This window comes from Myxococcales bacterium (assembly GCA_016703425.1).
Classification (GTDB): Bacteria; Myxococcota_A; Polyangia; order Polyangiales; family Polyangiaceae; genus JADJCA01.
Genome location: JADJCA010000030.1, coordinates 210,291 through 232,622, shown reverse-complemented (window position 1 = coordinate 232,622; position 22,332 = coordinate 210,291). Strand labels below are relative to the sequence as shown.

The 22,332-nt window shown below is 67.6% G+C and carries 23 protein-coding genes; 9 read left to right on the top strand and 14 right to left on the bottom strand.

Going from position 1 to position 22,332, the window contains the following annotated elements:
- Nucleotides 1–289 precede the first annotated feature (289 nt).
- From IPG50_37605 to IPG50_37590, 4 genes are all read left to right on the top strand, one after another.
- The gene (locus tag IPG50_37605; GenBank protein ID MBK6697864.1) at nucleotides 290–1,117 is read left to right on the top strand and encodes a flagellin FliC; all 828 of its coding nucleotides are present in this window, start codon (nucleotides 290–292) and stop codon (nucleotides 1,115–1,117) included.
- 233 nt (nucleotides 1,118–1,350) lie between these two features.
- On the top strand, nucleotides 1,351–2,703 hold the full coding sequence (gene fliD / locus IPG50_37600; protein MBK6697863.1) for a flagellar filament capping protein FliD: 1,353 nt from the start codon (nucleotides 1,351–1,353) through the stop codon (nucleotides 2,701–2,703).
- A gap of 8 nt (nucleotides 2,704–2,711) precedes the next feature.
- The gene (gene fliS / locus IPG50_37595) at nucleotides 2,712–3,092 is read left to right on the top strand and encodes a flagellar export chaperone FliS (protein ID MBK6697862.1); all 381 of its coding nucleotides are present in this window, start codon (nucleotides 2,712–2,714) and stop codon (nucleotides 3,090–3,092) included.
- Nucleotides 3,093–3,141: 49 nt separating this feature from the next.
- Nucleotides 3,142–3,567 carry a response regulator gene (locus IPG50_37590; GenBank protein ID MBK6697861.1) on the top strand — a complete coding sequence of 142 codons (426 nt, stop codon included), beginning with the start codon at nucleotides 3,142–3,144 and terminating at the stop codon, nucleotides 3,565–3,567.
- On the opposite strand, the gene IPG50_37585 is transcribed toward IPG50_37590, so the two are convergent.
- From IPG50_37585 to IPG50_37575, 3 genes are all read right to left on the bottom strand, one after another.
- Nucleotides 3,503–4,522 (bottom strand): trypsin-like serine protease, encoded by a 1,020-nt coding sequence (locus IPG50_37585; GenBank protein MBK6697860.1) that lies wholly within the window; start codon nucleotides 4,520–4,522, stop codon nucleotides 3,503–3,505. The genes IPG50_37590 and IPG50_37585 overlap by 65 nt on opposite strands.
- 1,057 nt (nucleotides 4,523–5,579) lie before the next feature.
- Entirely contained in the window at nucleotides 5,580–5,966 is a 387-nt protein-coding gene (locus IPG50_37580; GenBank protein ID MBK6697859.1) for a response regulator, read from the bottom strand.
- Between the two features lie 88 nt (nucleotides 5,967–6,054).
- On the bottom strand, nucleotides 6,055–6,423 hold the full coding sequence (locus tag IPG50_37575; protein ID MBK6697858.1) for an Hpt domain-containing protein: 369 nt from the start codon (nucleotides 6,421–6,423) through the stop codon (nucleotides 6,055–6,057).
- A 149-nt stretch (nucleotides 6,424–6,572) separates the two neighbouring features.
- Here IPG50_37575 and IPG50_37570 point away from each other — a divergent pair, with 149 nt between their 5' ends.
- The 3 genes from IPG50_37570 to IPG50_37560 are packed head-to-tail and all read left to right on the top strand — an operon-like array spanning nucleotide 6,573 to nucleotide 8,347.
- Nucleotides 6,573–7,166 carry a response regulator gene (locus IPG50_37570; GenBank protein ID MBK6697857.1) on the top strand — a complete coding sequence of 198 codons (594 nt, stop codon included), beginning with the start codon at nucleotides 6,573–6,575 and terminating at the stop codon, nucleotides 7,164–7,166.
- Nucleotides 7,167–7,169: 3 nt separating this feature from the next.
- Entirely contained in the window at nucleotides 7,170–7,823 is a 654-nt protein-coding gene (locus IPG50_37565; protein MBK6697856.1) for a response regulator, read from the top strand.
- 38 nt (nucleotides 7,824–7,861) lie between these two features.
- A complete protein-coding gene (locus IPG50_37560; GenBank protein MBK6697855.1) occupies nucleotides 7,862–8,347 on the top strand; it encodes a hypothetical protein in 486 nt (161 codons plus the stop codon).
- Nucleotides 8,348–8,603: 256 nt separating this feature from the next.
- Here the strand turns inward: IPG50_37560 and IPG50_37555 are convergent, their stop codons facing one another.
- The 9 genes from IPG50_37555 to IPG50_37515 all read right to left on the bottom strand — a co-directional run bounded on the left by IPG50_37555 (nucleotide 8,604) and on the right by IPG50_37515 (nucleotide 17,413).
- The gene (locus tag IPG50_37555; protein MBK6697854.1) at nucleotides 8,604–9,092 is read right to left on the bottom strand and encodes a hypothetical protein; all 489 of its coding nucleotides are present in this window, start codon (nucleotides 9,090–9,092) and stop codon (nucleotides 8,604–8,606) included.
- A gap of 60 nt (nucleotides 9,093–9,152) precedes the next feature.
- Entirely contained in the window at nucleotides 9,153–9,512 is a 360-nt protein-coding gene (locus tag IPG50_37550; protein MBK6697853.1) for a response regulator, read from the bottom strand.
- Nucleotides 9,513–9,514: 2 nt separating this feature from the next.
- Nucleotides 9,515–9,955, bottom strand: a complete 441-nt coding sequence (locus tag IPG50_37545) for a chemotaxis protein CheX (GenBank protein ID MBK6697852.1) — start codon at nucleotides 9,953–9,955, stop codon at nucleotides 9,515–9,517.
- A gap of 5 nt (nucleotides 9,956–9,960) precedes the next feature.
- Nucleotides 9,961–10,800 carry a protein-glutamate O-methyltransferase CheR gene (locus IPG50_37540; protein ID MBK6697851.1) on the bottom strand — a complete coding sequence of 280 codons (840 nt, stop codon included), beginning with the start codon at nucleotides 10,798–10,800 and terminating at the stop codon, nucleotides 9,961–9,963.
- On the bottom strand, nucleotides 10,797–11,924 hold the full coding sequence (locus IPG50_37535; protein ID MBK6697850.1) for a chemotaxis response regulator protein-glutamate methylesterase: 1,128 nt from the start codon (nucleotides 11,922–11,924) through the stop codon (nucleotides 10,797–10,799). The genes IPG50_37540 and IPG50_37535 overlap by 4 nt, the downstream gene beginning before the upstream one ends.
- Entirely contained in the window at nucleotides 11,921–12,295 is a 375-nt protein-coding gene (locus IPG50_37530) for a response regulator (protein MBK6697849.1), read from the bottom strand. The genes IPG50_37535 and IPG50_37530 overlap by 4 nt, the downstream gene beginning before the upstream one ends.
- Nucleotides 12,296–12,375: 80 nt before the next feature.
- Nucleotides 12,376–14,541 (bottom strand): chemotaxis protein, encoded by a 2,166-nt coding sequence (locus IPG50_37525; GenBank protein MBK6697848.1) that lies wholly within the window; start codon nucleotides 14,539–14,541, stop codon nucleotides 12,376–12,378.
- Between the two features lie 105 nt (nucleotides 14,542–14,646).
- Complete coding sequence (locus IPG50_37520) at nucleotides 14,647–15,111, bottom strand: chemotaxis protein CheW (protein MBK6697847.1); 465 nt, start codon at nucleotides 15,109–15,111, stop codon at nucleotides 14,647–14,649.
- Between the two features lie 7 nt (nucleotides 15,112–15,118).
- Complete coding sequence (locus tag IPG50_37515; protein ID MBK6697846.1) at nucleotides 15,119–17,413, bottom strand: chemotaxis protein CheW; 2,295 nt, start codon at nucleotides 17,411–17,413, stop codon at nucleotides 15,119–15,121.
- 296 nt (nucleotides 17,414–17,709) lie between these two features.
- On the opposite strand from IPG50_37515, the gene IPG50_37510 reads away from it, so the two are divergent.
- On the top strand, nucleotides 17,710–18,099 hold the full coding sequence (locus tag IPG50_37510) for a response regulator (GenBank protein ID MBK6697845.1): 390 nt from the start codon (nucleotides 17,710–17,712) through the stop codon (nucleotides 18,097–18,099).
- Between the two features lie 151 nt (nucleotides 18,100–18,250).
- Nucleotides 18,251–19,795, top strand: a complete 1,545-nt coding sequence (locus IPG50_37505; protein MBK6697844.1) for a sigma-54-dependent Fis family transcriptional regulator — start codon at nucleotides 18,251–18,253, stop codon at nucleotides 19,793–19,795.
- On the opposite strand, the gene IPG50_37500 is transcribed toward IPG50_37505, so the two are convergent.
- Together IPG50_37500 and IPG50_37495 are read right to left on the bottom strand one after the other, a co-directional pair.
- Nucleotides 19,780–20,418: a hypothetical protein gene (locus IPG50_37500; GenBank protein ID MBK6697843.1), complete on the bottom strand. Its 639-nt coding sequence runs from the start codon at nucleotides 20,416–20,418 to the stop codon at nucleotides 19,780–19,782. The two genes, IPG50_37505 and IPG50_37500, sit on opposite strands and share 16 nt — an antisense overlap.
- Before the next feature lie 306 nt (nucleotides 20,419–20,724).
- Complete coding sequence (locus tag IPG50_37495) at nucleotides 20,725–22,332, bottom strand: NAD(P)/FAD-dependent oxidoreductase (GenBank protein ID MBK6697842.1); 1,608 nt, start codon at nucleotides 22,330–22,332, stop codon at nucleotides 20,725–20,727.

The following is a 22,332-nucleotide window of genomic DNA, read 5'->3' as shown; positions in this document are numbered from 1 at the left end:
CGCGGCGGGGCGCGCGAGAACGCACCGCGAGACGCGATGCGAGACGCGACGAAGGGCGGAGCCGGAGAGGCGCTAGGCAAGGTGCTAGCGAGCAGCGCAAGAGACGGGCATCGCGAAGCGACCGTCGGGCTTTCGACGCGAGCGTCATGCGACCGACGAAAGCGTCAGGTCTTCGGCGCTCCGACAACGTTCGCGTGCCATCGCGTGAAGCAGCCTAAAGGAATCTCTCCGGCCTCCGTTCCGCCCTTGTGAGCGGTGAAGCCCACCGCCAGGAGACAGGAGATTCACCATGGCCCTTTACGTCCAAACCAACTACGCGTCGATGATCGCGCAGAACAACCTCGCCTCGACGCAGAACATGATGCAGACGACCTTCGCGCGTCTGTCGAGCGGCTACCGCATCAACAGCGCGGCCGACGACGCGGCCGGCCTCGGCATCGCCGAGAGCATGAACGCGCAGATTCGCTCCTTCGCGGTCGCCGAGCGCAACTCGAACGACGGCATCAGCATGGCGCAAGTGGCCGATGGCGCCGCGTCGCAGGTCGCCTCACTCCTCGTCCGCATGCGTGAGCTCGCGGTGCAGTCTTCCAACGGCGACCTCACGGCGGCCGACCGCGTCAACCTCGACACGGAATTCCAGGCGTCGCTCGGCGAGATCGACCGCATCGCGAACGTCACCACCTTCAACGGCACGAACCTCCTCGCGGGGGCCGCCGGAACGGTCGATTTCCAGGTCGGAATCAACACGACCTCCGACGACCGCATCACCATCGCCATCGGCGGCGTTGACGCGACGGAGCTCGGCGTAACCGGCATCGACGTCACGAACTTCGCCAACGCCCAAGCGGCGCTGACCGCGCTCGACGCCGGCCTTCAGGCCCTCAGCACCGTCCGCACCGGCTTCGGTAGCGCCATCAACCAGCTGCAGGGCGCTGTCTCGAACCTCCAGTCGCAACGCTCCAACATGTCCGCCTCGCTCGGCCGCATCCGCGACGTCGACGTCGCCACGGAGACCGCCAACATGGCCAAGTACCAAGTGCTCAGCCAGGCCGGGATCTCCGTCCTCACGCAAGCGAACCAGTCTCCTCAGCTCGCGCTTAGCCTCCTCAAGGGCTGATAGGTAGGCGACGCGGGACGTCTCCCGCGTCGCCACGTTTCGTCCGGTTTCGGGCCTGGGGCCATCGCCCGCCCGAAGCGGCGCGGCGGGATCCCGGGTTGCCAACCTGCCCTGCCAAACCTGCCCTGCCAAACCTGCCCTGCCAAACCTGCCCTCGCCGGACGCACCTCCCCGCCCCCGCGGGCCCATCCCATGGCGGCGGCACGGGGCGTGCTTCCCTCGGAGTACCGCTCATGCCCATCACGTTCGGCGGATTCGCAACTGGCCTCGACACGAACGCGATCATTTCGGCGTTCGTCAAGGCAGAGAGAATTCCCGTCGACCGGATGCTCAAAGAGCAGTCCGACGTTCAGGCCGCGTCGCAGACCATCTCCGCGGTCTCGACCAAGCTCTCCGCCCTCAGGGACGCGGCCGGCGCTCTCGCCGACCCCACGCGCTTCGCCGCCATGGCGGTGACCTCGAGCGACACAGCGCTCGTCGCCAGCACGACCATCGGCGCCTCCCCGGGCCGCTACGAGGTCACGGTGACGCAAGTCGCAAAGGAGCAGCGGACCTACGGCGACGTTCAGGCCTCGGGCACCGACGCGCTGTCGATGACCGGGAATCTCTCCATTCAGGTGGGCGCCGGCGCCGCCGTCGACGTCGCCATCGACCCAGGCGATTCCCTCTCGGCCATCGCCGCCAAGATCAACTCCAGCGGCGCTCGCGTCGCGGCCAACGTTATCTACGACGGCACCAACTATCGCCTTGGCGTCCGCGGCCTCGACACCGGCGCGGCCAACGCCGTCTCCTTCACCGAGACGGGCACGGCGCTCGGCATGGCCACGCCTGCCAACACCGTGCAGGCGGCGCAAGACGCGTCGCTTCTGGTCGACGGCATCACCATCACGCGGCCCACCAACCAGGTGACCGGCGTGATTCAAGGCGTCACGCTGGCGCTCACGAAGCCCACGACGACGCCCGCCACCATCGAGGTCGCGAGCGACGCGGCGAAGCTCAAAGACAAGATCACCACCTTCATCAACGCCTACAACGACGTCGTGAAAGCGAGCCAATCGGCTGCCGGCTACGGAGGTCAGAAGGCGTCCAACGCCGTACTCAGCGGTGACTCCACGCTTCGCGGCGTCGTCGAGCGCATCGCGAGGACCGTCGGGAGCAAGGTCACGGGCACGACGGGCGCCTACGACACGCTCATGAGCGTGGGCATCTCGAGTACGAAGGACGGCCAGTTGCGCTTCGACGAGGCCAAGCTCGCTACGGCCCTCTCCAAAGACTCGACGGCCGTCGCGAAGCTCTTCACGAAGGACGCGACGCTCGGCAGCACGGGCGCCTTCGAGACCCTCCGCGTCGCCGTCGACGCGCTCAACGGCACCGCCACCTCGCCGGTGCGCGCGCGCATCGACTCGCTCCAGCGGCAAGCCTCTCGCATGAACGACAGCGTCGACGCCATGCAGCGCCGCATCGACAGCTACGAGGCGATGCTGCGCAAGCAGTTCAGCACACTCGAGGCCACGGTCTCGCGGTTTCAGTCGGCTGGTAGCGCCGCCGGCGCAGGCTCGAGCGGCAGCGGTTCGCAGGGCGGGTGAGGTAGAAGATGTCGAGACACAATGCAGCGGCGGCCAAGTACCAGCAAGTCCAGGTTCGGACCTCGGGCCCGGGGGACGTGCTCCTGCTCCTCTATCAGGGGCTCTTTCGCTTCGCCGCGGAGGCCAAGGCAGCCCTCGCCGTCGGCGATCGCGCGCTCTTCGGGGAGAAGCTCAGCCGCGCCCACGCGATCCTCGAGGAGCTTTGCGCCGGCCTGAACTATGACGTGGCGCCCGAGCTCTGCGCGAACCTCGAGGCCGTCTACGGCTTCGCCATGACGCGCCTCATTGACGCCAACGTGAAGCAAGATCCGGCGCTCGTCGACGAGGCGACCAAGCCGCTCTTGCCGCTCTACGAGGCCTGGCGAACGGCCGTCCCGCAGGCCCGGTGAATCGCCGGTCCTGGCTTAAGCGTTTCCATCCGGTTCCGTTCACCACGACATGCCCACGCCCCTCTGCAGCGACGTCGCCGCTTCATCGGCCCCCCCGCGACCCAAGGTGCTCGTGGTGGACGACTCGGTGGTCGTGAGGTCGCTGGCGGAGCGGGCCCTCACCGGCGCGGGCTACGAGGTGATCCTCGCGGGCGACGGTGACGAGGCCCTCGCGCAATTCGCGGCCCACCCAAACATTGTCTGCATGTTCTGTGACGTTCACATGCCAAACCTCGACGGGATGGCTGTGCTGGAGCGAATGGCCCCCCGCTCGACGCACGTCAAGTGCGTGATGGTCACGACGGAGGCCAGCCCTGAGATCATCGCGCGCGGACGGACCCTTGGCGCGAGCGGCTGGGTCGTAAAGCCGTTCACTGCCGCCGGCCTCGTCGCCCTGGCCGATCGTCTCGTCGCGGCGGCGGCGAAGGGGCGCTGAGCTGCCGCGCGCGGCGACGCTGCCACAACACGCTGAGGGAGGCTGCGGCGAGTGAGGCGAGAAGAGCCGCCGCCGAAGTCGGACGTCTCTCGGACATTGAGCATCCCGCCTTGCTATCGCCCGTGGCCGCGCTGTCCGCCGCCGTGCTCGCATCGCCGGCCGTTTGGTTTGACGATGGGCCCGCAGCAGCAGAGACCTCAGCCGCCGCCACGTGACCATCGATGAACGCAACGTTCGCGTCGACACGAACGTCGACGCCCTGACCATCGCACGTCGCGGAGTCGATGATGAAGTGAATGCCCACGACGGCCTCTTGACCGTCCTCTCGCCGCATGAAGGTCGGGCCACCCGAGTCGAAGAGGCAGATGTTCGGGACGCCGTCGACGACGAGGCTTGATGCGTCGACCCCCGCGAGCGTCGACTCTCCCTGCCTTCGTCGCCCCATCGCCTTCGAGCTGCCGCTCGTTTGCCCGTAACCGACGATCCGAATGGGTGTCCCGCGGTCCGCAGGCACGAGAGGCGTGCCGTTCATCCGCGCGGGAGGAGGAGCGAGCGCCATCGCCGTGATGAGAACGCCGAGATCATGCGTGTTCGTCGAGGCTTTGTAGCGCGGATGCGAGTGACGCTCGACGACGTCGACGAGGTTTTCGGGCCGCATTCGGGCGGCGCGATCGTTGTAGTCCGCGCCAACAAACACCGTGCACTTCGCATCCACCTGTACGCAGTGCGCCGCCGTGAGCACCACGTGCGGGGATACAATGACGCCCGAGCAGCGACCGTCGATGCCGTCGCCTTTGGCGATGACGAGAACGGAGGAGACGTCCACGTCATCCGCTGTGCCGCCTGTGATCGGCTGCGTCGCCTGGCCGACGGAATCGACGGACGACGGCGCCCCGCAGCTCGTCAGCGAAAGAAGAAGTACGGTTCCGAGTCCCAGAAGAGTGCGCATCGCCATCGCCCGCCACGCTGGCAGCGAATCGGCTCAGCGGACGGGATCCGTTTCGGACATTTCTCGGAGCCGCTTCCGAAGGAGCGCTGGCGGCGGGAATCCGGCCTGCCCCAGAGCTCGCGCGAGCGCGTTGGGCGACGCATAGCCGACCTCGCGGGCTACTTGCAGAACGGTAAGCTCTGGCCGGCTCAAGAGCAGCGTCGCGTTTTCGACACGCCAACGATTTCTCGCGTCGCGCCAACTCTGGGCGTTGAGTGGATAGCGACGTCCGAAGTCGTCGAAAATGCGCTGAACCTGCCGACCCGAAAGCCCAACGCGGTCACCCATGGACGGGGCGGTTGGTACGTCGATCGCGAGGTTCTCGAACTGCAGGTCGAAGGCCGGGGGCATCGAGAAGGATCGCCGCACCTGGGGCGAGGAAGGCTTCGTCGACCGCGAGCGCCCCGTTGACCAGCACCCGCGCGACGCGTCGGCGCGAATCGCCGACCGTAGGAAAGGACGCGGTGATCAGCCGCTCGTCAACCGAGATGCCATGGCCGCGGGTGTACCGAAGCACGAACTCCGGACGGCGCAACGTCGCGACTTCGAAGACTGGGTCCCCCGACGACAGCGCAAAGCGGGCGTCGATTCGAAGGCACGGCTCGCCCCCCGTGGACGCGTCAGCGAGCCTCGGTGAGGGCGACGACCTCGGGGACAAGCGTTGCGACGTGCTGCGCTCCACCCAGCCCCCCCCCCCGCTTGCTACTTGATAACTCCGGCTTGCCCCTCGCACGCGCACGCCGAGCCAATGGGCCCACGCTGGACGCTGCAACGGAAAGGAGCAGCGGCGGTGACGCAGGTGGTGTTCGTGTTGGCGTCGACGACCCGGCCTGGGTCGCTGTAGCAGCCGCACGAAGCCATAAGCGCGAGGCAACGCAGGTTCCGTTCCCGACGTTTTTCTCGCAGCTCTCGCGATTGGACGACGGCCGCCTTCCCGGGGCGCGATCGCAGGTCGAGATCACCCTGGCGTGAGCGGACGCCAGCCAGTCGCGTGTCACGTCGCTCGGAAGCTTGCGGCCATGCCTCACCGCGGCCGGTCGTACTCGAGCGCCGCGGCGGCGAGGGCGGCGAGCAGATCCGCCGTCGACGCGGGCTTGTAGATGACGCGAAAGAGCTCGAGATCCACCGCGGCGTCTACGAGGCGCGACGCGTCGAGGGTGCCGGTGAAGAGAATCCGCAGCGTGCGCGGTGCAATGCGCGCCACCTCGCGGAGCATCGCGAGCCCGTCCATGCCTGGCATCTGAAGGTCGGCAACGACCGCCACGAAGGGGCCGTCGCGTTCCACGGCGCCGATGCCTTGATGGCCATCAGAGGCCGTATGAATCTCGTGGTACCGGCCCAGGCTTCGGGCGAGACCGCGCCGTATTCCCTCTTCGTCATCGACCAGGAGCACGCGCCGCCGATTTGTCATCGGCCCCGTCCCCAATCCACCATCCCCCACACCCATCGCTGCCCCCATCCGCGCCGGCTCGCGTGCGCGCTCGCGTGTGCCAAAGAGCTCACGCGGACCGGCCGTCGAGGAGCGCGTCCACTTCGGCGAGGACCGCGTCTAGCTCCTCCGCGAAGCGCTCCGTCAGGGCCTGGTAGGCGACGCCGCCCCTCTGGCCGTCGACCTCCACGCCGCCGTCGTCCTCGAACTCCTCGATGGAGAGCGCCGCGGCCGCCGCGTCAAACGCTCCGAGGGTACGCAGCGAGCCTTTGAGCCCATGGGCCACTTGCTTGAGGGTCGCCGTCTCGCCGCACGCCGCCGCCGCCGCGAGCTGGCCGCGGAGGCGGTTCGCGTTGCGACGAAAGGCCCCGAGAACGCTCCGAACGAACGCGTCATCGTCACCTGCAACGTCTCGGACCGTCGTGAGATCGATCGCCATGTTCACTGCCATCCCTACCGATGGGAACGGTCGGCGAGGCGAGGTCCTTAAGTGGAGCCGGCACGTTCACACCTCTCAAGTTCTGGAGTGGCCCTCCGTTCAGGGAGGTGAGCCCGCGTCTCTCCTTCTCCACGCGGCCTGGAGGTTCTATGCGTGTGCTGATCGCGGACGACGACCCCATCGCGCTCCTGTACGCCCAGAGCGTCGCCGTTGCCTTGGACCACGAGGTGGCTCTCGCCGAGACGGGCGAGGCCGCCTTGGCCTTGGTCGACTCCTTCCAGCCGCACGTCATCGTCACCGATTGGCTCATGCCGGGCCTCTCGGGCGTCGACCTGTGCCAGCAGGTGCGAGCCGGCGACGCAACCCGGGAGACCTACATCATCGTCTACACGGCGCTCTCCACTCCCGAGGATCGCCTCGAGGCCCTCGGGGCCGGCGCCGACGACGTCCTCATCAAGCCCATCGCGGCCGAGGACTTCGAGGCGCGTCTCCACCTCGCCGAGCGCGTCACCTGCGGCGCCAGCGCCAGCGACGAGACCGTGTTGCGAGCCGCCTTGGCGCGCAGCGCGTCGAATGACGCCGACCTCGTCCGAGCCCTCGCGGAGACCTACCAGTCGCGCGAGGATCGCGTGAAGGCGCGCGCCTTCATGCGACGCCACCTTCACGTCGTCGAGGCCGTGCTCGGCGACTCGCACGAACGCGTAAAGCACCTTCGCGGCGCCCTCTCGGCCTTGGGTGACTAACCGATGGACGTCCTCATCGTAGAAGACTGCCCCACCGACGGCCCGCTGGTGGCCCGCCTCGTTGAGAAGCTTGGTCATCGCGTTCGGTTGGCGAAGTCGGCTCACGAGGCCCTGCCGATCGTCAGCCAAGAGCCGCCCCACATCGTGATCACCGACATGATGATGCCCGGGCTCTCCGGCGCAGAGTTCGTCACGCAGCTCCGCCAGATGGAGCTTCCGCACTACCTCTACATCATCATGCGCACCGGTAAGGAGAGCGAGCAGACGATCTCGTCGGCCTTCTCCGCGGGCGTCGACGACTTCATCGCCAAGTCGCGCCCCATCGATGAGCTCCGCGCGCGCGTTCGCGCCGGAGAGCGCATCGTGCGGCTCGAGACCAAGCTCCGTGCCCGCGTGGGCGAGCTCGAGAGCGCGCTTCGGCGCCTCGACATGAACGCCTACCTCGCGGCCACGGCGGCGGCCGCGACGGCGACGCTCCATCCGGGTGCCGTAGAGCCCTCTGGCGCCGCGACCGAGGGCATCGCTGCCACGGTGCCGTGGCGGACGCTCGACACGGTCCTCCAGACCGTGTTCGCGCAGTTCTTGCAGCAGGAGGTCGCCACCAGCTCCGCGGCGGGGTTCGCCTCGTCGACGCGGTCGCGACGACGATACCGCTGACCGACGTGGTCCATGGCGTGGAGCTCGGTCTCACAGTCATGGCAGAGCGCGCTTCGCTCCGCGCCATCGCCGAGCAACTCTTCGGCGAAGCCGACGAGGAAACGGCGCTCGACCTCCTCTCCGAACTCGCGAACATCAGCATGGGTTCGACCAAGAACGGCTTCTCGGGCATCAACCAGATCTTCACGGGCGGCTTGCCGAAGCGCGCCACGCAAGCGGACGAGACCGTCCTCCTGAAGCCGTATTCGACGCACCAGCGACTCCTCTTCAAGGTCGGCACCTCGTCGCTGATGGTGCTCGTTGGGGCGCGCACGCAAGGGAACATCAAGCTCTCCGCCGCCATGCTCCGCGAAGGCATGGTCGTAGCCGAGGACGTCCACACCGCCGCCGGCGCGCTGCTCATTCGAGCCGGGACGCGCCTCACCGAGAGCCTCTGTGAGCGCCTCGCACGGCAACTGCCGCGCACCCAGGTGATCGAGCTGTCGGCCCCCGACGCCGCAAGCGCCGCCGTCGCGGCAGCGTAAGGCCCGAGGCCACCCGAGCCTCGACCCATCAAAATCGATGGGTCGAGGTACGAGGCGACGGCGGCTGCGCTGCTTTGGCACGCGCAAGCGTCGAGCGGGGCGGCGGCGACGTCCGCTCCAAGCGGCGACGGGCACCTCACTCCTTGGAGCGAGATGCCCTGAGGTGTTCGCCTTCGCGCGGCAGGGCGGAGGAGCGGCAGGGCCGAGCGGCGGGGCCACGGCACCGAGCGGACGGCCCATCACGAAAGGTCGCGGACTACTGCGCTTCGAGGACGACGAAGCTCATCTTGCCGGTGCCGTAGCCGGGCACCGTCACGTCGAGGTCGAGCCGCGTCTTCGGTTTGGCCACCAACGAGGCCACGGGGGCCGGCACGTCGCAGGGCGTCACGAGAATCTTCTCGAGCCGCACGTGGCCGCCACCGGTGACGTTGAAGAGGCTCGCGGCCACGTTCACCACCTCGTGGAAGTTCTCCATGATGCTCTCGGGAATCTTCCCCTTCTTGTGCGCCTCGGCGGCCACGGCCGGGGCGAGGAGCGACAGCGCAGCCCCGACGTAGGCCGCGCACGCGACGTCGCAGACGCAAACCGCGAGGAGATGCCCCTCCGCGTCCTGGTAGGTGGCAATGGCCCGCGCCGGCGCGACCGCCAGCGGTGCCGTAGCCGGCTTGGCCGTCACCGGCTTGCCCAGCAGGCCCCCTAAGAGCTTCAGCACAGACGCGAGGTTGGGAACGATCAGTGCGGCCATCTTGGTTCTCCCCCGAACTACGACTCTTGCCGTACGCGGCTTCCGACCACGCCGAGCGGCTCAGACGACTGGCTTGAGCGCCTCCTGGAACGCCTCCACCGTGAAGGGCTTCGCGATGAGAAAGAGCGCGCCCGCTTCCCTCGCCCGGGCCCGCATCTCGTCGGTGCCCTCCGAGGTGACGAACCCGAACTTCACTGACACGCCCTCAGCGGTCAGCGTGCTGAGCAGGTCGATGCCTGACATCTCCGGCATGTTCCAGTCGCAAAGCACGAGGTCCGGAGTCTCTTTGCGAATGTTCGCGAGCGCCTCCGCGCCGTTGGAGGCTTCCTCCAGCGTATGCCCGTCGAAGCCCGCTTGCCTGAGCGTGCGCGTCACGATCATGCGCATCGCCTTGCTGTCGTCGACCACCAGAATCTTCATGACTAGGCTCCTCTCTCCATTTCAGTCCCCGGGCGCTCACGAACCTTCACCGCGATCGGCTCGCCGCGGCAGGTGAACCGCAACACGGTGACCGCTTCATCGGCTTCCCCGCCCTGACCGGCTTGGACCCGCGGCGGCGACAGGTGACTCGGCCCCGGCAAGAGGGCCTTGATGTTCCCTCCGACCATGTTGGCCAGCTCTCCAAGGGCGTCGCGAACATCGTCCTGCGACGTGTCCGACGCGTCGAACATGGTGGCCGCGGCCCATCTCGCGAAGGCCGGCGAGCACTCGATGGCGATCTCTCCTTCCCAACTGCCCGAGATGCGCACGATGCCTTGCATCGTCGGCGCCTGCGAAGGCGCGCCGCCGGGCTCGACCTCCGTGCCGAGCACGGTCGTCCAGACGGTCTGCGTGAAGTCGAGGATGTTTTCCTTTTCGATCATGGCAATCAACCCTTCGCTCCGGCGGTCGGCCGATAGAACGTGGCGCGTTCGTATTGTTCACGCTCGTAGGACGGGTCCAGGTGCAGCGTCGTCTCGGCGCCGCCAAGGAAGAGAAACCCGTCCGGCGCGAGCGTCTGGCGCATGCGCCCCAAGATTCCCTTCTTCGTCTCCACGTCGAAGTAGATGAGGACGTTCCGAAGAAAGATGACGTCGAAGCGACCCGTGTGGGACCAGGGCTCGACGAGGTTCATCTGCCGAAATTCGACGCGCTGCCGGAGCTCGGACTTCAGCCGCCAGTCGGTCCCGACGCGTTCCATGTACTTCACGAGCAATCGAGCCGGCAGGCCGCGGTTCACCTCGAGTTGGCGGTACTTGCCCTCGCGGGCACGGTCGAGGACGGCCGTCGACAGGTCCGTGGCGAGGATGCGGATGCGCCAGTCCTTGAGCTGCGGGAACGCTTCGTCGAGGAGCATCGCGACGCTGTAGGGCTCCTGGCCCGTCGAGCAGGCGGCGGACCAGATGGTGAGCGTCTTGGTGGCGGCCCGCGCCTTGATGAGCTCTGGAAGGATTCGCTTCTCCAGAGCCTCGAAGGGTCCGGTGTCGCGGAAGAACGTCGTCTCGTTCGTGGTCATCGCTTCGACGACGCGCGTCGTCAGCTCGGGGCTCGCGTGCGCGCCACCGCGCAGCTTGGTTACGAGATCACCGATGGAGCCGTACCCCTGATCGCGGGCGACCGGGCCTAGCCGCGCCTCGACGAGGTAGTCCTTGTCGGGCTCGATGACGATGGCGGAGCGCTTGTAGACGAGCTCCCGCAGAAAGGCGATGTCGGGTTGAGAGACGGTCATGGAGCACCTAGCCGTTGGTGAGAGACAGCACCGGCGAGCGCCCGCTGCGCTGCGCCAGTGCCCACGCGACGAACAATTTCCGCAGCGATGGCCTCGAGCGGGAGCACGCCGTCGGCGATGCCCGCGCGAGCCACGAACCCAGGCATCCCCCAGACCACCGACGTGGCCTCGTCTTGCACGATGATCTGCCCCCCGGCCTCGCGAATGGCGTGGCAGCCGTGCAGGCCGTCCTGGCCCATCCCCGTGAGGACCACGCCGAGGACCGCGCCGTCGTAGGCCGCCACCACAGACCGAAACATCGGGTCAACGGCCGGCCGGCACGAGTTCTCGGGCGGGCCTTGGTTGAGCGCCGTCACGATGGCCGCGCCCTTCCGCGCGAGCACCATGTGATGGTCCCCCGGCGCGATGTAGGCGCACCCCGCCTCGAGCGTCTCTCCGCCAGCGGCTTCGATGACGCGAATGGCCGAGTGAGCCGAGAGTCGATCGGCCAGCATCCGCGTGAAGAGCGGCGGCATGTGCTGGGTGAGGACGATGGGCACCGGAAGCGTCGGCAGCGCACCAAAGATGGTCGCCAACGCGTTGGGCCCGCCCGTCGAGCAGCCGATGGCCAAGACGGCTGGCTTCTGACGCTCGCGGCGCGGCTCGGCCGCGCGGGGCGTCGCCGCGGGCGGCTTCGACAATCCCTGCGGCAAGAGGCTCGTCGTCGACGCCCCCGCCTTCGGGAAGAGCGCGCGAATCTTCGGTAGCAGCTGCGCCTTCACGTCGGCGGAGGCCGCGACGATGCCGGTCGTGCCCTGCGGCTTCGTCGCATAGTCGGTCGCGCCGCGACTCAGCGCTTCGAGGGTGGTCGTCGCCGCTCGCTCCGTCAGCGTGCTGAACATGATCACCGGGAGCTTTGGGTGCGTCTTCCGGATCTCCGTCAGCGTCGAGAGGCCGTCGCGCTCTGGCATCTCGACGTCGAGCGTGACGAGATCCGGGTTCACCTGCGTCAGCTTCTGCAGGCCGATGTTGCCGTTGGCCGCCGTGCCAACGACTTCAATCCAAGGTTCGCTCCCGAGGATGTCGGTCAACATCCTCCGCACGACGACCGAGTCGTCGACGATGAGCACGCGAACGCGGCTCATCCGGTTCCGAGCCCCATCATCGTGAGCTTCTCCTTGATGGTGTCGTGGGAGAAAGGCTTCATCACGTACTCGTTGGCGCCGGCGGCAAGCGCCCTCTCCACCTGCGAAATCTCCGTCTCCGTGGTGACCATCATCACGCGCATACCGTCGAGGGCGCGGCGCGAGCGAATCTCCTGCAGCAGCTGGTAGCCGTCCATGACGGGCATGTTCCAGTCGAGCAGCGCGAGCGCCGCGTCGCCGTTGGTCTCAAGCCGTTCGAGCGCCTCGACACCGTGCCCCGCCTCAACGATGTCGTCGATACCCACCTGCGAGAGAATCTTCTTCAGAATCATTCGAGTCGCCTTCGAGTCGTCCACAATGAGAACTTTCATCTGCTTCTCCCGCTGACGTAAACCGCTTGAGACTGGCCGAGCCGCCGCGTCACGCCGGCGGCTCGACCGTGAAGAACCGCTCAAACCTTGAACTGCGCCACGTGCCGTTGCAGGTCGCTGGCCATCCGTGACAGCTCGGTGGCCGCCTTCTGCGTCTCACCGGCACCCTGCGACGTGCCTTGCGCAGCGCTCGCCACGCCGGTGATGTTCTGGGCGATCTCCGAGCTCCCCTTCGCGGCCTCGACGACGTTGCGACTGATCTCGTTGGTCGTGGCGGTCTGCTCCTCGACGGCGCAGGCGATGGTGTTCTGGATGTCTGCGATCTGGTTGATGATGGAGCCGATTTGCCCGATGGCGTCGACGGCGCTCTTGGTGTCGCCCTGGATGGCTTCGATCTTCCGACCGATGTCTTCCGTGGCGCGCGCTGTCTCCTTGGCGAGCTCCTTCACCTCGTTGGCGACGACCGCGAAGCCCTTGCCGGCTTCGCCGGCGCGCGCCGCCTCGATGGTGGCGTTTAGGGCCAAGAGGTTGGTCTGCTGCGCGATTGACGTAATCACCTTGATGACTTTGCCGATCTCCGCCGAGCTCTCGCCGAGCTTGGCGACGGTCGTGTTGGTCGCCTCGGCGACCCGCACGGCAGAGGTCGCGACGCTGGCCGCTTGATTCGCGTTCTTGGCGATCTCGCGGATGCTCGCGCTCATCTCCTCGGCGCCGGTGGCGACCGTTTGCACGTTCTTGTTCACTTGCTCGGCGGCCGCCGAGACGACGTTCGCTTGCGCGCTCGTCTCGTCGGCGTTTGCGCTCATCTCTTGCGCCACCGCCGTCAGCTCTTCGGCAGAAGCCCCGAGGCCGTGCGAATTCTGCGTGATGGTGGTCATGTTGGCGCGCATGCTGCTGAGGAAGCGACCGAGCGCCTCGCCCATCTGGCCGATGGCGTCGGCGCCGCGCACCGAAACCTCGCGCGTGAGATCGCCCTGTTCGGCTGCGCGGACGACCTCGAGCATGGCGTCGACCTTGGTGCGGAGCTCTTCCGCCTGCGCGCGCTCACGCTCCTGCGCTTCCTGCACCTTGCGCTCCGTCGCGAGCCGCTCGGTGATGACCTCCCAGGTCACCATGGTGCCGCTGGTGTCGCCCTTGTGGTCGTAAATGGGGCTCACGAGCAAGGAGAGCGTCTCGGCGCCGAGCTGGATGTTCGCCTGATGCGGCAGGTTGCGCTTCGGATCGCCAAGAATGCGTCGCTGGTGCTCGGGACGCTTGTGGAAGATGTCGATGCTCTGGCCGACGATCTGGTCGACCTTGACGGGCAAGAGATGCTCGATGGTCTTGAGCGTCCGCACCGACGCCGGGTTGACGTATTGGATGACGTAGTCGGTGTCGGCGAAGAGCACGTTGATGGGCGCCTGCTCCATCATCGACTTGGTCCGCGCGAGGTCCCGCTCCGCGCGCTCCTTCTCCGTGATGATCTCCCAGGTCACCATCGCGCCGGTGTAGGTCCCAGCGTCGTCGTAGATGGGGCTCACGAGCAGATCGAGGCGCTCGGGCCCTACCGAGATCGACGCGCGATGGGGCAAGTTGTTCGGGTCGCCGAGGAGCTTTCGCTGATGCGACGGGTTCTTGTGGAAGATGTCGATGGACTGGCCAAGCATGTCGTCGGCGGCGACGGGCAGGTACTTCTCCAGGGTTCGGAGCGTTCTGACGGAGCGCGGGTTGATGTATCGAATCTTGTTCTGCCGGTCCGCGAACATGACGTTGACGGGCGCGTTCTCGAGCATCGCCCGGTTCGTGGTCAGCTCCGAGACGCGCTTCTTGAGCTCGTCGAGCTGCTTCTGGTCGCCACCGCCGCCGGGCAGGATGCTGAGTCGAGCGGGCGCCTGGACGACCTCGCCCTTGAGGCCCGCAACGGCGCCGACGACCTCGGCTCGAAGCGCCTCGTGGACGCCCGCGTCCTCCATCGCGCCGTCGAGATGGGTCGCCACGCGATCGAAGTGTTTGGCCTCAATCTTCAGGTGCTTGTGGGCGTCTTTGAGCGACGCCCCGCGGTACTTCGCGGGTCCGCCGAACGACTGCGACATAAACATGTACTGGTGCGCCTTCATGGTCGTCATGTCGACGTCCTCGAAGAAGTGCGACACCTCGGGGTCGGCCATGATCCGGTCGTAGAACTTGTCGACAACGGCGCGGATGGCGTCTTTGCCGCCGAGTCGTTCGAAGAGCGATTGTGCTTTCACTTCTGCCGGATTCGTCATGTTCCTGTCTCCCGTTTCAGTTGATGGCTGGCACGCCTGGCGGCGGCGTTCTGTTCCCCGTCCACGCACGCCGCCTCTCAAGCGAGGTCGGCGCGAACAACAACGTCAGGCGGCGCCCTGAAGGTCCACGGCGCGCTCCGTATCCAAGAGCAAGAGAAGTCGGTCGTTCAGCTTGTAGACGCCGCGCACGAGCTCGCGAGCCCGCGCCGGCATGGTCTCCGGCGGCCCCTCGAAGGCGGACTCGTCGACCTCGACGACATCGCCGATGTCGTCCACGAGGAGACTGACGGCGCCGTCGTCGGTGCGGACCACGACGTTCATCGGGAGCTCGCCGCTCTTGGCCGGCGCGATGCCCAGCCGAATTCGCATGTCGACGGCGGTCACGATCTGTCCGCGCAGGTTGATGAGACCGCGCACAACGGCGGTCGCGAGCGGCACGCGCGTCATGTCTTGGTAGCGGATGACCTCTTGCACACGCGTGACATCCACGCCGAAGCAGAGGCCATCGAGAAAGAAGGTGCAAAGCTGTCTCGCGTCCACGGTGCGCTCCTTTTCCTTGTCCCCGTCCATGGCCGCCCTAGCTCGCCTTCTCGAGCATCTGCGGCTCGACGGCGCGGATGACCCCGGTGATGTCCAAGAGCTCGGTGACCTTGCCCTGCACCACCGCGGCGCCGAGGACCCCGTTCTGTCGTCCGCCGTCTTGCAGCGTCACGTGCTCATCGACGATGTCGACGATGCGGTCGACCACGAGGCCTACGCGGCGCCCCGCATGACTGGTGACGATGACCTGCAGCGGCTCCTCGCCCTTCTTGGCGCGCGCAAAGCCGGCTCCGTCCAAGAGCTCGCCCAAGTCGATGAGCGGCATGATTTCCCCGCGATATTGCACTACGGCCCGCTTGCCGGCTCGCTCGACGCGGTCGCGCTGGAACTCTTCGAGGCGCGCCACCATCGACAACGGCACGGCGCGGTTGCCCTCGGTCCCGGTGCGGAACAAGAGGAGCGTCTGGCGGTCGTCGCTGCGCCCCTCGGTTCGCGCGGCCTCGCCCAACGTGCGCTCGCGGCCGCTCGAGCCGAGGCTGACGCGCTGCGCGAGCCCGACGACATCGAGGATGAGCGCCACCCGGCCGTCGCCCATGATCGTTGCGCCGGCGAAGACGTTGAGCCCTTTGAGCTCCTTGCCGAGCGGCTTGACGACGATCTCCTCCGTGTCGCTGATGCCGTCGACGACCAACCCGAACTGACGGCCGTCGGCCTGGACCACGACGATGTTCACCGAGCCGTCATCGCTCACGCGAGGGGCGCTCTCGTCGCCGAGGGCGTGCGACAAGAAGACGAGCGGCAGGAGGCTCCCGCGGAGGCGGTAGACGGGCGTGCCGTGCACGTACTCGATGCGCGCCGACTCGGGCCCGGCGGTGGGACCGCCGGCGGCCTTGTTCTGCTCCGCGTCGATGCGAACCAGCTCGAGCAAGCTCGCTTGGGGGATCGCGAAACGGTCGGTCCGGCTCTGGACGAGGAGCGCTGGGATAATGGCCAGCGTCAGCGGGATCTTGATCTTGAGCGTCGTGCCCTTGCCGGGCCGGCTCTCGAGGTCCACAGCCCCACCGATCTTTTCGATGTTGGTCTTGACGACGTCCATGCCGACGCCGCGACCGGAGACGTTCGTGACCTTCTCGGCGGTGGAGAACCCCGGCAGAAAGACCAGCTTCGCCACCTCGCGGTCGGTCATCCGTTGCGCCTGCTCCGGCGCGACGAGGCCGCGCTCGATGGCTTTGCGACGAATCTTGTCGGGGTCCAGGCCCGCTCCGTCGTCGGAGATCTCAATGTTGACCTGTCCGCCCGCGTGGTACGCGCGGAGGTGCAGCGTTCCCATGGGGTCCTTGCCGGCCTTGACGCGAACCTCCGGCGACTCGATGCCGTGGTCGACGGCGTTGCGAACGACGTGCGTGAGCGGGTCTTTGATGGCCTCGATGATGGTGCGGTCGAGCTCGGTCTCCTTGCCGTCCATCGCGATGCGGACCTGCTTTTTGCACATCATCGAGAGGTCACGGACGACGCGGGGGAACTTCGCCCACACGTTGCCGATGGGCTGCATGCGCGTCTTCATGACGCCTTCTTGCAGCTCCGTGGTGATGAGGTTGATGCGCTGCGAGGTGGCGATGAGCGCCGTGTCGCGGCTCGAGGTCGACGTCGAGAACTGAAGGATCTGATTGCGCGCGAGGACCAGCTCGCCCACCAGGTTCATCAGCTTGTCGAGGAGACCGACGTCGACGCGAATGCTGGCGTCCACGGCGGCGCTGCTCGCGTGCGGGTCGTCGACCTCGGCGGGCTTTGCGGGCGCGGGCGCGGGCGTGGCCGGCGCAGCGGCGGCGACGGGGGCCGCGACGGCCTCATCGACGATGGCAGGTTGCGGCGCGGCAGCCGTGGGACTCGGCGCGGCGGGCGCGACCGGCGCCTTCGCCTCGACGGGCGGAGCGCTCGGCGCCCGCGGCGACGACATCTGCACGAGCTGCGCTCGCACCGCTGTGTAGTCCTCCGTCCCTTCCTCGCCCGTGCGCTCGACGCTCGCGAGGATGGCGCGTACGCCGTCGACCATCGAGAGGAGCGCGGTGGTGAGATCCGGTGTCAGCGAGAGCTGCCGATCTCGCAGCTTCGCGAGCAGGCTCTCGCCGACGTGAGTCAGCGCCTCGAGGCGTTGAAAGCCGAGAAAGCCGCTCGTCCCCTTGATCGTGTGGATCGTGCGGAAGATCGCCGAGATGCGCTCGATGTCGTCAGGCGTGCTCTCGAGAGCCACAAAGTCGCGGTCGAGTCGGTCGAGGTTTTCATAACTCTCGACCAAGAACTCGCGAAGGATCTCGTCGTCCGTCGTCGTCATGGTGGCTCCTGTGCCCGCAGGCACGCTTCGACTCACGTTGGCCGGCTGTCGTTCACGTCCGTTCAGGGGAACGGCACCCCAAGCGATGTTCTTCAGGTGCAGAGCCCATGCCGACGACGTTCTCCGGTTGATTTCTGGGTGCGCCAACGCCTTGACGCTGCTCGGCGCTCGACCGCGCGTCATGGCGCTGGCGAATCGTCAAATCGACCGCCGCCCGGTCCCGCGCCTGGCCACCGGCTCCCCTCGCGACGGGCGTTTGCCGTCGGCGCAGTTCTTGAACCCATCGCGGTCACGCCATGAACGACCTCGCGCTCTTGCTGGTAGACGACGACGCTCTCTTGCTCAGCGCCTTGGTGCGCGCCCTTCGCGGGCGCGTCACAGTGCGAACCGCGACCTCCGGAGAGAAGGCGCTGGAGCTGCTCCGCGCCGGCCCGAACGACTACTTCGCCGTCGTCAGCGACATCCACATGCCCGGCATGGACGGACCGACGTTCCTCGCGGCGGCGGCCCGCGTCGCGCCTCGAACGCGGGCGATTCTCATGTCGGGACGACTCGAGACGGAGGCGCTCCTTAGGGCCATCAACGGCCCCGGCGTCTTCCGCTGCCTCCCGAAGCCCATCGAAACCAGGATGCTCGTCGCCACGTTGGAGGAAGCCTGGGCCTCGTTTCGGGCCAAGCCGGCATGACGCAACCTGTGGGCCGCTTGCCGCGTCAAACATTTGACGTCGCCGCGGTCAAGGCGCAGGCACGCACATCCATCCGCATGGCTGCACCCGTTCGCGGAGATCGCATGAGCGTGCCTTGCGAGCCGACGGAAAACCAGGCGAAGATGTCACCGTGACTCCTTCGTCGCTCTCCGCCTTCCCTCCTAAGAAGCCCCAAGAGGCCACGCCGCCGCGCGTGCTCATCGTCGACGACGATGCGCTCATCGTGTCGGCCGTGTCGCGCGTCCTTACGCGCGCCGGCTTCGTGGTCGAGTCGGCGCCCGGTGGCGAGGCGGCGCTCGCGAAGGTCGAGCAGTTTCAGCCGGACGTCGCCATGGTGGACGTGCACATGCCCGGCATGGACGGCTTCGAGGTCGCGCGGCGCCTCGACGATCTCCGGCCCGCCGTTCCCGTGGTCCTCATGACCGGCGACGACGCGCTCACCGCACCAGCTCCCCGCAGCGAGAAGGGCGTCTTCGAGTTTGTCCGCAAGCCCATTGATTCGCTCGAAGCGCTCGCGCGCGTCCTCAAGAACGCAGCGAAACAGCACCGCCTCGACGAGCGGGCCGGCGACCTCGAGAAGCAGCTCTTTGCGCAGGCACGGTTCGGCGAGCTCGTGGGCAATTCGCCGCCGATGCAGCAGGTCTACCACTTCATCGAGAACGTGGCGGCCACCGACTCGACGGTCCTCATCACCGGCGAGAGCGGCACCGGCAAGGAGCTCGTCGCCCGCGCCATCCACGCGCGCTCGAAGCGAGGCGGGCGGCCACTCATCTGCGTCAACTGCGCGGCGATCCCCGCCGAGCTCGTCGAGAGCGAACTCTTCGGACACTCGAAAGGCGCCTTCACCGGCGCCGCCACCGAGCGCGCCGGGCTCTTCAAGTCCGCCGACGGAGGCACGCTCTTCCTCGACGAGGTGGGCGATCTACCCATCGGGGTCCAAGCTCACCTCTTGCGCGCACTTCAGCAAGGCGAGATCAAGAGCGTCGGCGCCGACGCCGTCACCAAGGTCGACGTGCGCGTCATCGCCGCCACCAACGTCGACCTCCCGAAGAAGATCGACGACGGGCGCTTCCGCAGCGATCTCTTCTACCGGCTCAACGTGCTCGCCGTTCAGCTCCCGCCGCTTCGCGAGCGGGGTGACGACATTCTGCTCTTGGCCGACCGCTTCCTCGAACGCCTCGCGTCACGCGTCGGCATCCCTGCGAAGAAGCTCGCCCTGGAGCCGCAGAAGCGCTTCGTCGCCACGGTTGGCCGGGCAACGTCCGCGAGCTCGAGAACGCCCTCGAGAGGGCGCTCGTCATGGCCCGCGGCCGCATGGTCGAAGAGGGCGACCTGCCGATGGCCTCGCCCAAGGTGTCGATCCCCCAGCAGCTCATGCAGCGCTCGTTCACGCCGCTGGGCCTCTACGAGCTGCCGTTCTCGGAGGCGAAGCGCGCGTGGCTCGAGCGCTTCGAGACGCGGTACGTGCAGAAGGCGCTGGAGCGCTCCGCTGGCAACCTCGCCGAGGCCGCGCGCCAGGCGGGCCTCGATCGCTCCAACTTCCGCCGTATCGTGCGCAAGCTCCGAGAGAAAGACGACGAGTGATTCGACCCGGCACGCGCCGGTGAGCGAACACCTGGCGCGCGCCGAGCGGCCCTCCGTCGGCCGTTCCGAGGACGACTACTGGGTCTCGTAGACCGTGAGGCGCCACGGGCTGTTGGCCGCTGCGCCGGCGTTGGGCTTCATCTCCACGGAGTAGAAGTCGGTCTTCTGGAAGCTGCCGGCCGCGCCGATCGTCGTGAGCGTGCCGTTGATCTTGAACTCTGGGGTGACGTTGCCGACCCACTCGACGTAGAACGACGTCGTCGCCGCTTGGAGCTTGAACTTCACGAAGTCGACGTCGGCGGCGGCGTCGCCCCCGCCGGCCAAGATGCCGCAGATGGAGCTCGACCCGGCCGTGGGTGCCGCCATCTCCGTGGCCGTGCCGGCCGCGTTGTTGGGCTCCACCTCGACGGTGCCGTTCACGACGCACGGAATGCTGCCAGCGTCGCCGGCGTCGATGGTGATGGGCGCGCCCGCGTCCCTCTGGGGGCCGGGGTTCGAGTCAACAAGGCTCCCCGTGTCCTGCGTTGAGCTCGAGTCCGAACCTCCACCTCCGTCGAACCCGGTCGAGCTGTCGCCGGAGCTGCTCCCGTCACCGCCACCGTCGGTCGTCGGCGTGACGTCGCCGGAGGATGAAGAGTCACTGCACGCCGTCGCGATCGCGGCGAGCACGATACTCGAGAGCGCAACGAGGCGAAGCGAACGGGGGACGGACATGACCATGTGGAGCTTCCTTCCTTTCGGATAGACGACAATCGCTTACATCAACCGGGCCCGGCGGCCTGTCGGGTTCGCCTGGTCGCAATGCCCGTGCCCGGCGAGGCTACCGCGAAACGAGAGCGGATCGGGCAAGGAACCCCTGGCGCCCGTGTCGCGGAAGCAGCCTCCGCAGCGCGGCCATGGAGCCGGTGCGCCCCAAAGGCGGATCAGCCGACGTCCGGCGCGCGGAGCCCACATGCACGGACCTCCGGCGCGCCGCACGGTAAGAGTGCAGTTTGCACAAGGAATGGAGCGGTTGGCGATTCACGGCACGCGGTCGGCCGCGAGCTGGCCGGCGCGACAAGGCACGCCGCCCCCCGGATGTGTCGCGTCACCCGTAAGGTAATAACCGGCGATGGGCGTCTCGTGGTGCGCGGCGCCCGCGACGGGTCGCATGAAGAAGAGCTGGTCGAGGGTCATCTCGCCACCGTAGAGGTGCCCCTCGGTGAGCCCCAGCTCGGCTTCGAGATCCGGTGGCGTGTAGAGGCGCGACGCCGTGATGCCGGCGCCAAGGCCGGGAAACATCGCTTCGAGCCGGCGCAAGATGGCGATCTTCAGCTCGCCCTTCGTCTCATCGGTCCAGCCCCCCTCACGCGCACGAAGAGAAAACGGCGCGAATTGCGCCGCCACATGCATCACGTGTTTGCCGCTCGCAGCGAGCGACGCGTCGTGCAACGAGGGCACCGTGACCTCGAGGACAGGCGCCTTGGAGAAGTCGCCGTGTTTGGCGTGATCGTAGGCGCGCTCCACTTCGTTGATCGAAGCGGCCGAGACCATCGTTCCCTTGCGGCACTCCGGTGCGAGCGTCGCGAGGGCGCTCTCGTCGTCAAGCCCCAAGAGCAAGACGGCGCGAACGCCTCGAAGCTTCACGTGGGTGACGGCGCGCACGAACTCCGGCGCCAGGTGCCACGGGTCCAGGTCCTCGAGGAACGCGCGCTTCGGATCGGCGCCCGAGATGACGGCGCGCGCCTTCACCGAATGCCCGCCAAGGTCGACGGCGACGGCGCGACCGCTCTCGACCGCGACCTTAGGCTTTCGCCCGAGGACCGACTCCACGCCCGCCTTCTTGCAGGCGGCGAGGAGCGCCGCCACGAGGTGGTCACGCTCACCCGTGGGGAAGCGACGATTTCCGAAGGCCCCCCTCGCCTGCCCCATGTGGTGGTGGAGCAGCGTGGCCCCGGTTCCACCGGAGCGAGGCCCCTGAAACAGGTTGGCGAGCGCCGTCACCGCCAACATGGCCTTCAGGCGCTCCGACTCGAAGCGATCTTCGAGCACGTCGGCGACGGCCATGGGCAAGACGCGGAGCATCTCGATCATGTCGGCCTTGCCGAGGCTGCGGAGGCGCAGGCCGTGCCCCGCGAGCGAGAGCAGGTCACGCGCGCCCAGGCCATCCTGGCCGTTGGTCAGGACGACGGCGTCTCGCGTGGCCAGCGCCTCCATGAAAGCGGCCAGGCGCTCCATCTGCGTGGCGAACGAGACCCATTGCTCGGCGTCTCGCTTGGAGACCGCGGCGATGCTGCCCTGCGACGCCGCGAGGTCCCCCGACAGCACGAGCGGCGGCGAGCCCTCGCCCACACCAACGAGCGGCCAATGGCGCGCTTCCGGAGAAAACCCGTGCTCCCCGAGCCCGAGGCTCGTGACGAGGCGACGCGAGACGTGCCCCGCCTCCGCCGGCGCGAGCGCGGCTCGAAAACCCGGCGCGAACTCGCGAAGGGCCGCCGGTCCGCCTAGCGCGCGACCTCGCTCCACGACGAGCACCGAGCGCCCGCGCCGCGCCAAGAGGAGCGCGCAGGTAAGCTCGCTGGGCCCCGAGCCGAGGACCACCGCGTCGTACTCTTGTTTCTCCGGAAGGCCAGCGGATGCCTGCGTCAT

Bases quoted from the DNA above. Each gene is read 5' to 3' on its own strand.
- IPG50_37540 (MBK6697851.1), bottom strand. From the start codon at position 10,800: ATGACCGTCTCTCAACCCGACATCGCCTTTCTGCGGGAGCTCGTCTAC.
- IPG50_37565 (MBK6697856.1), top strand. From the start codon at position 7,170: ATGGACGTCCTCATCGTAGAAGACTGCCCCACCGACGGCCCGCTGGTG.
- IPG50_37555 (MBK6697854.1), bottom strand. From the start codon at position 9,092: ATGGCCGCACTGATCGTTCCCAACCTCGCGTCTGTGCTGAAGCTCTTA.
- fliD (MBK6697863.1), top strand. From the start codon at position 1,351: ATGCCCATCACGTTCGGCGGATTCGCAACTGGCCTCGACACGAACGCG.
- IPG50_37525 (MBK6697848.1), bottom strand. From the start codon at position 14,541: ATGACGAATCCGGCAGAAGTGAAAGCACAATCGCTCTTCGAACGACTC.
- IPG50_37545 (MBK6697852.1), bottom strand. From the start codon at position 9,955: ATGATCGAAAAGGAAAACATCCTCGACTTCACGCAGACCGTCTGGACG.
- IPG50_37605 (MBK6697864.1), top strand. From the start codon at position 290: ATGGCCCTTTACGTCCAAACCAACTACGCGTCGATGATCGCGCAGAAC.
- IPG50_37590 (MBK6697861.1), top strand. From the start codon at position 3,142: ATGCCCACGCCCCTCTGCAGCGACGTCGCCGCTTCATCGGCCCCCCCG.
- IPG50_37580 (MBK6697859.1), bottom strand. From the start codon at position 5,966: ATGACAAATCGGCGGCGCGTGCTCCTGGTCGATGACGAAGAGGGAATA.
- IPG50_37510 (MBK6697845.1), top strand. From the start codon at position 17,710: ATGAACGACCTCGCGCTCTTGCTGGTAGACGACGACGCTCTCTTGCTC.
- IPG50_37515 (MBK6697846.1), bottom strand. From the start codon at position 17,413: ATGACGACGACGGACGACGAGATCCTTCGCGAGTTCTTGGTCGAGAGT.
- IPG50_37535 (MBK6697850.1), bottom strand. From the start codon at position 11,924: ATGAGCCGCGTTCGCGTGCTCATCGTCGACGACTCGGTCGTCGTGCGG.
- IPG50_37585 (MBK6697860.1), bottom strand. From the start codon at position 4,522: ATGGCGATGCGCACTCTTCTGGGACTCGGAACCGTACTTCTTCTTTCG.
- IPG50_37570 (MBK6697857.1), top strand. From the start codon at position 6,573: ATGCGTGTGCTGATCGCGGACGACGACCCCATCGCGCTCCTGTACGCC.
- IPG50_37520 (MBK6697847.1), bottom strand. From the start codon at position 15,111: ATGGACGGGGACAAGGAAAAGGAGCGCACCGTGGACGCGAGACAGCTT.
- IPG50_37575 (MBK6697858.1), bottom strand. From the start codon at position 6,423: ATGGCGATCGATCTCACGACGGTCCGAGACGTTGCAGGTGACGATGAC.
- IPG50_37550 (MBK6697853.1), bottom strand. From the start codon at position 9,512: ATGAAGATTCTGGTGGTCGACGACAGCAAGGCGATGCGCATGATCGTG.
- IPG50_37500 (MBK6697843.1), bottom strand. From the start codon at position 20,418: ATGTCCGTCCCCCGTTCGCTTCGCCTCGTTGCGCTCTCGAGTATCGTG.
- fliS (MBK6697862.1), top strand. From the start codon at position 2,712: ATGTCGAGACACAATGCAGCGGCGGCCAAGTACCAGCAAGTCCAGGTT.
- IPG50_37495 (MBK6697842.1), bottom strand. From the start codon at position 22,332: ATGACGCAGGCATCCGCTGGCCTTCCGGAGAAACAAGAGTACGACGCG.
- IPG50_37530 (MBK6697849.1), bottom strand. From the start codon at position 12,295: ATGAAAGTTCTCATTGTGGACGACTCGAAGGCGACTCGAATGATTCTG.
- IPG50_37560 (MBK6697855.1), top strand. From the start codon at position 7,862: ATGGCAGAGCGCGCTTCGCTCCGCGCCATCGCCGAGCAACTCTTCGGC.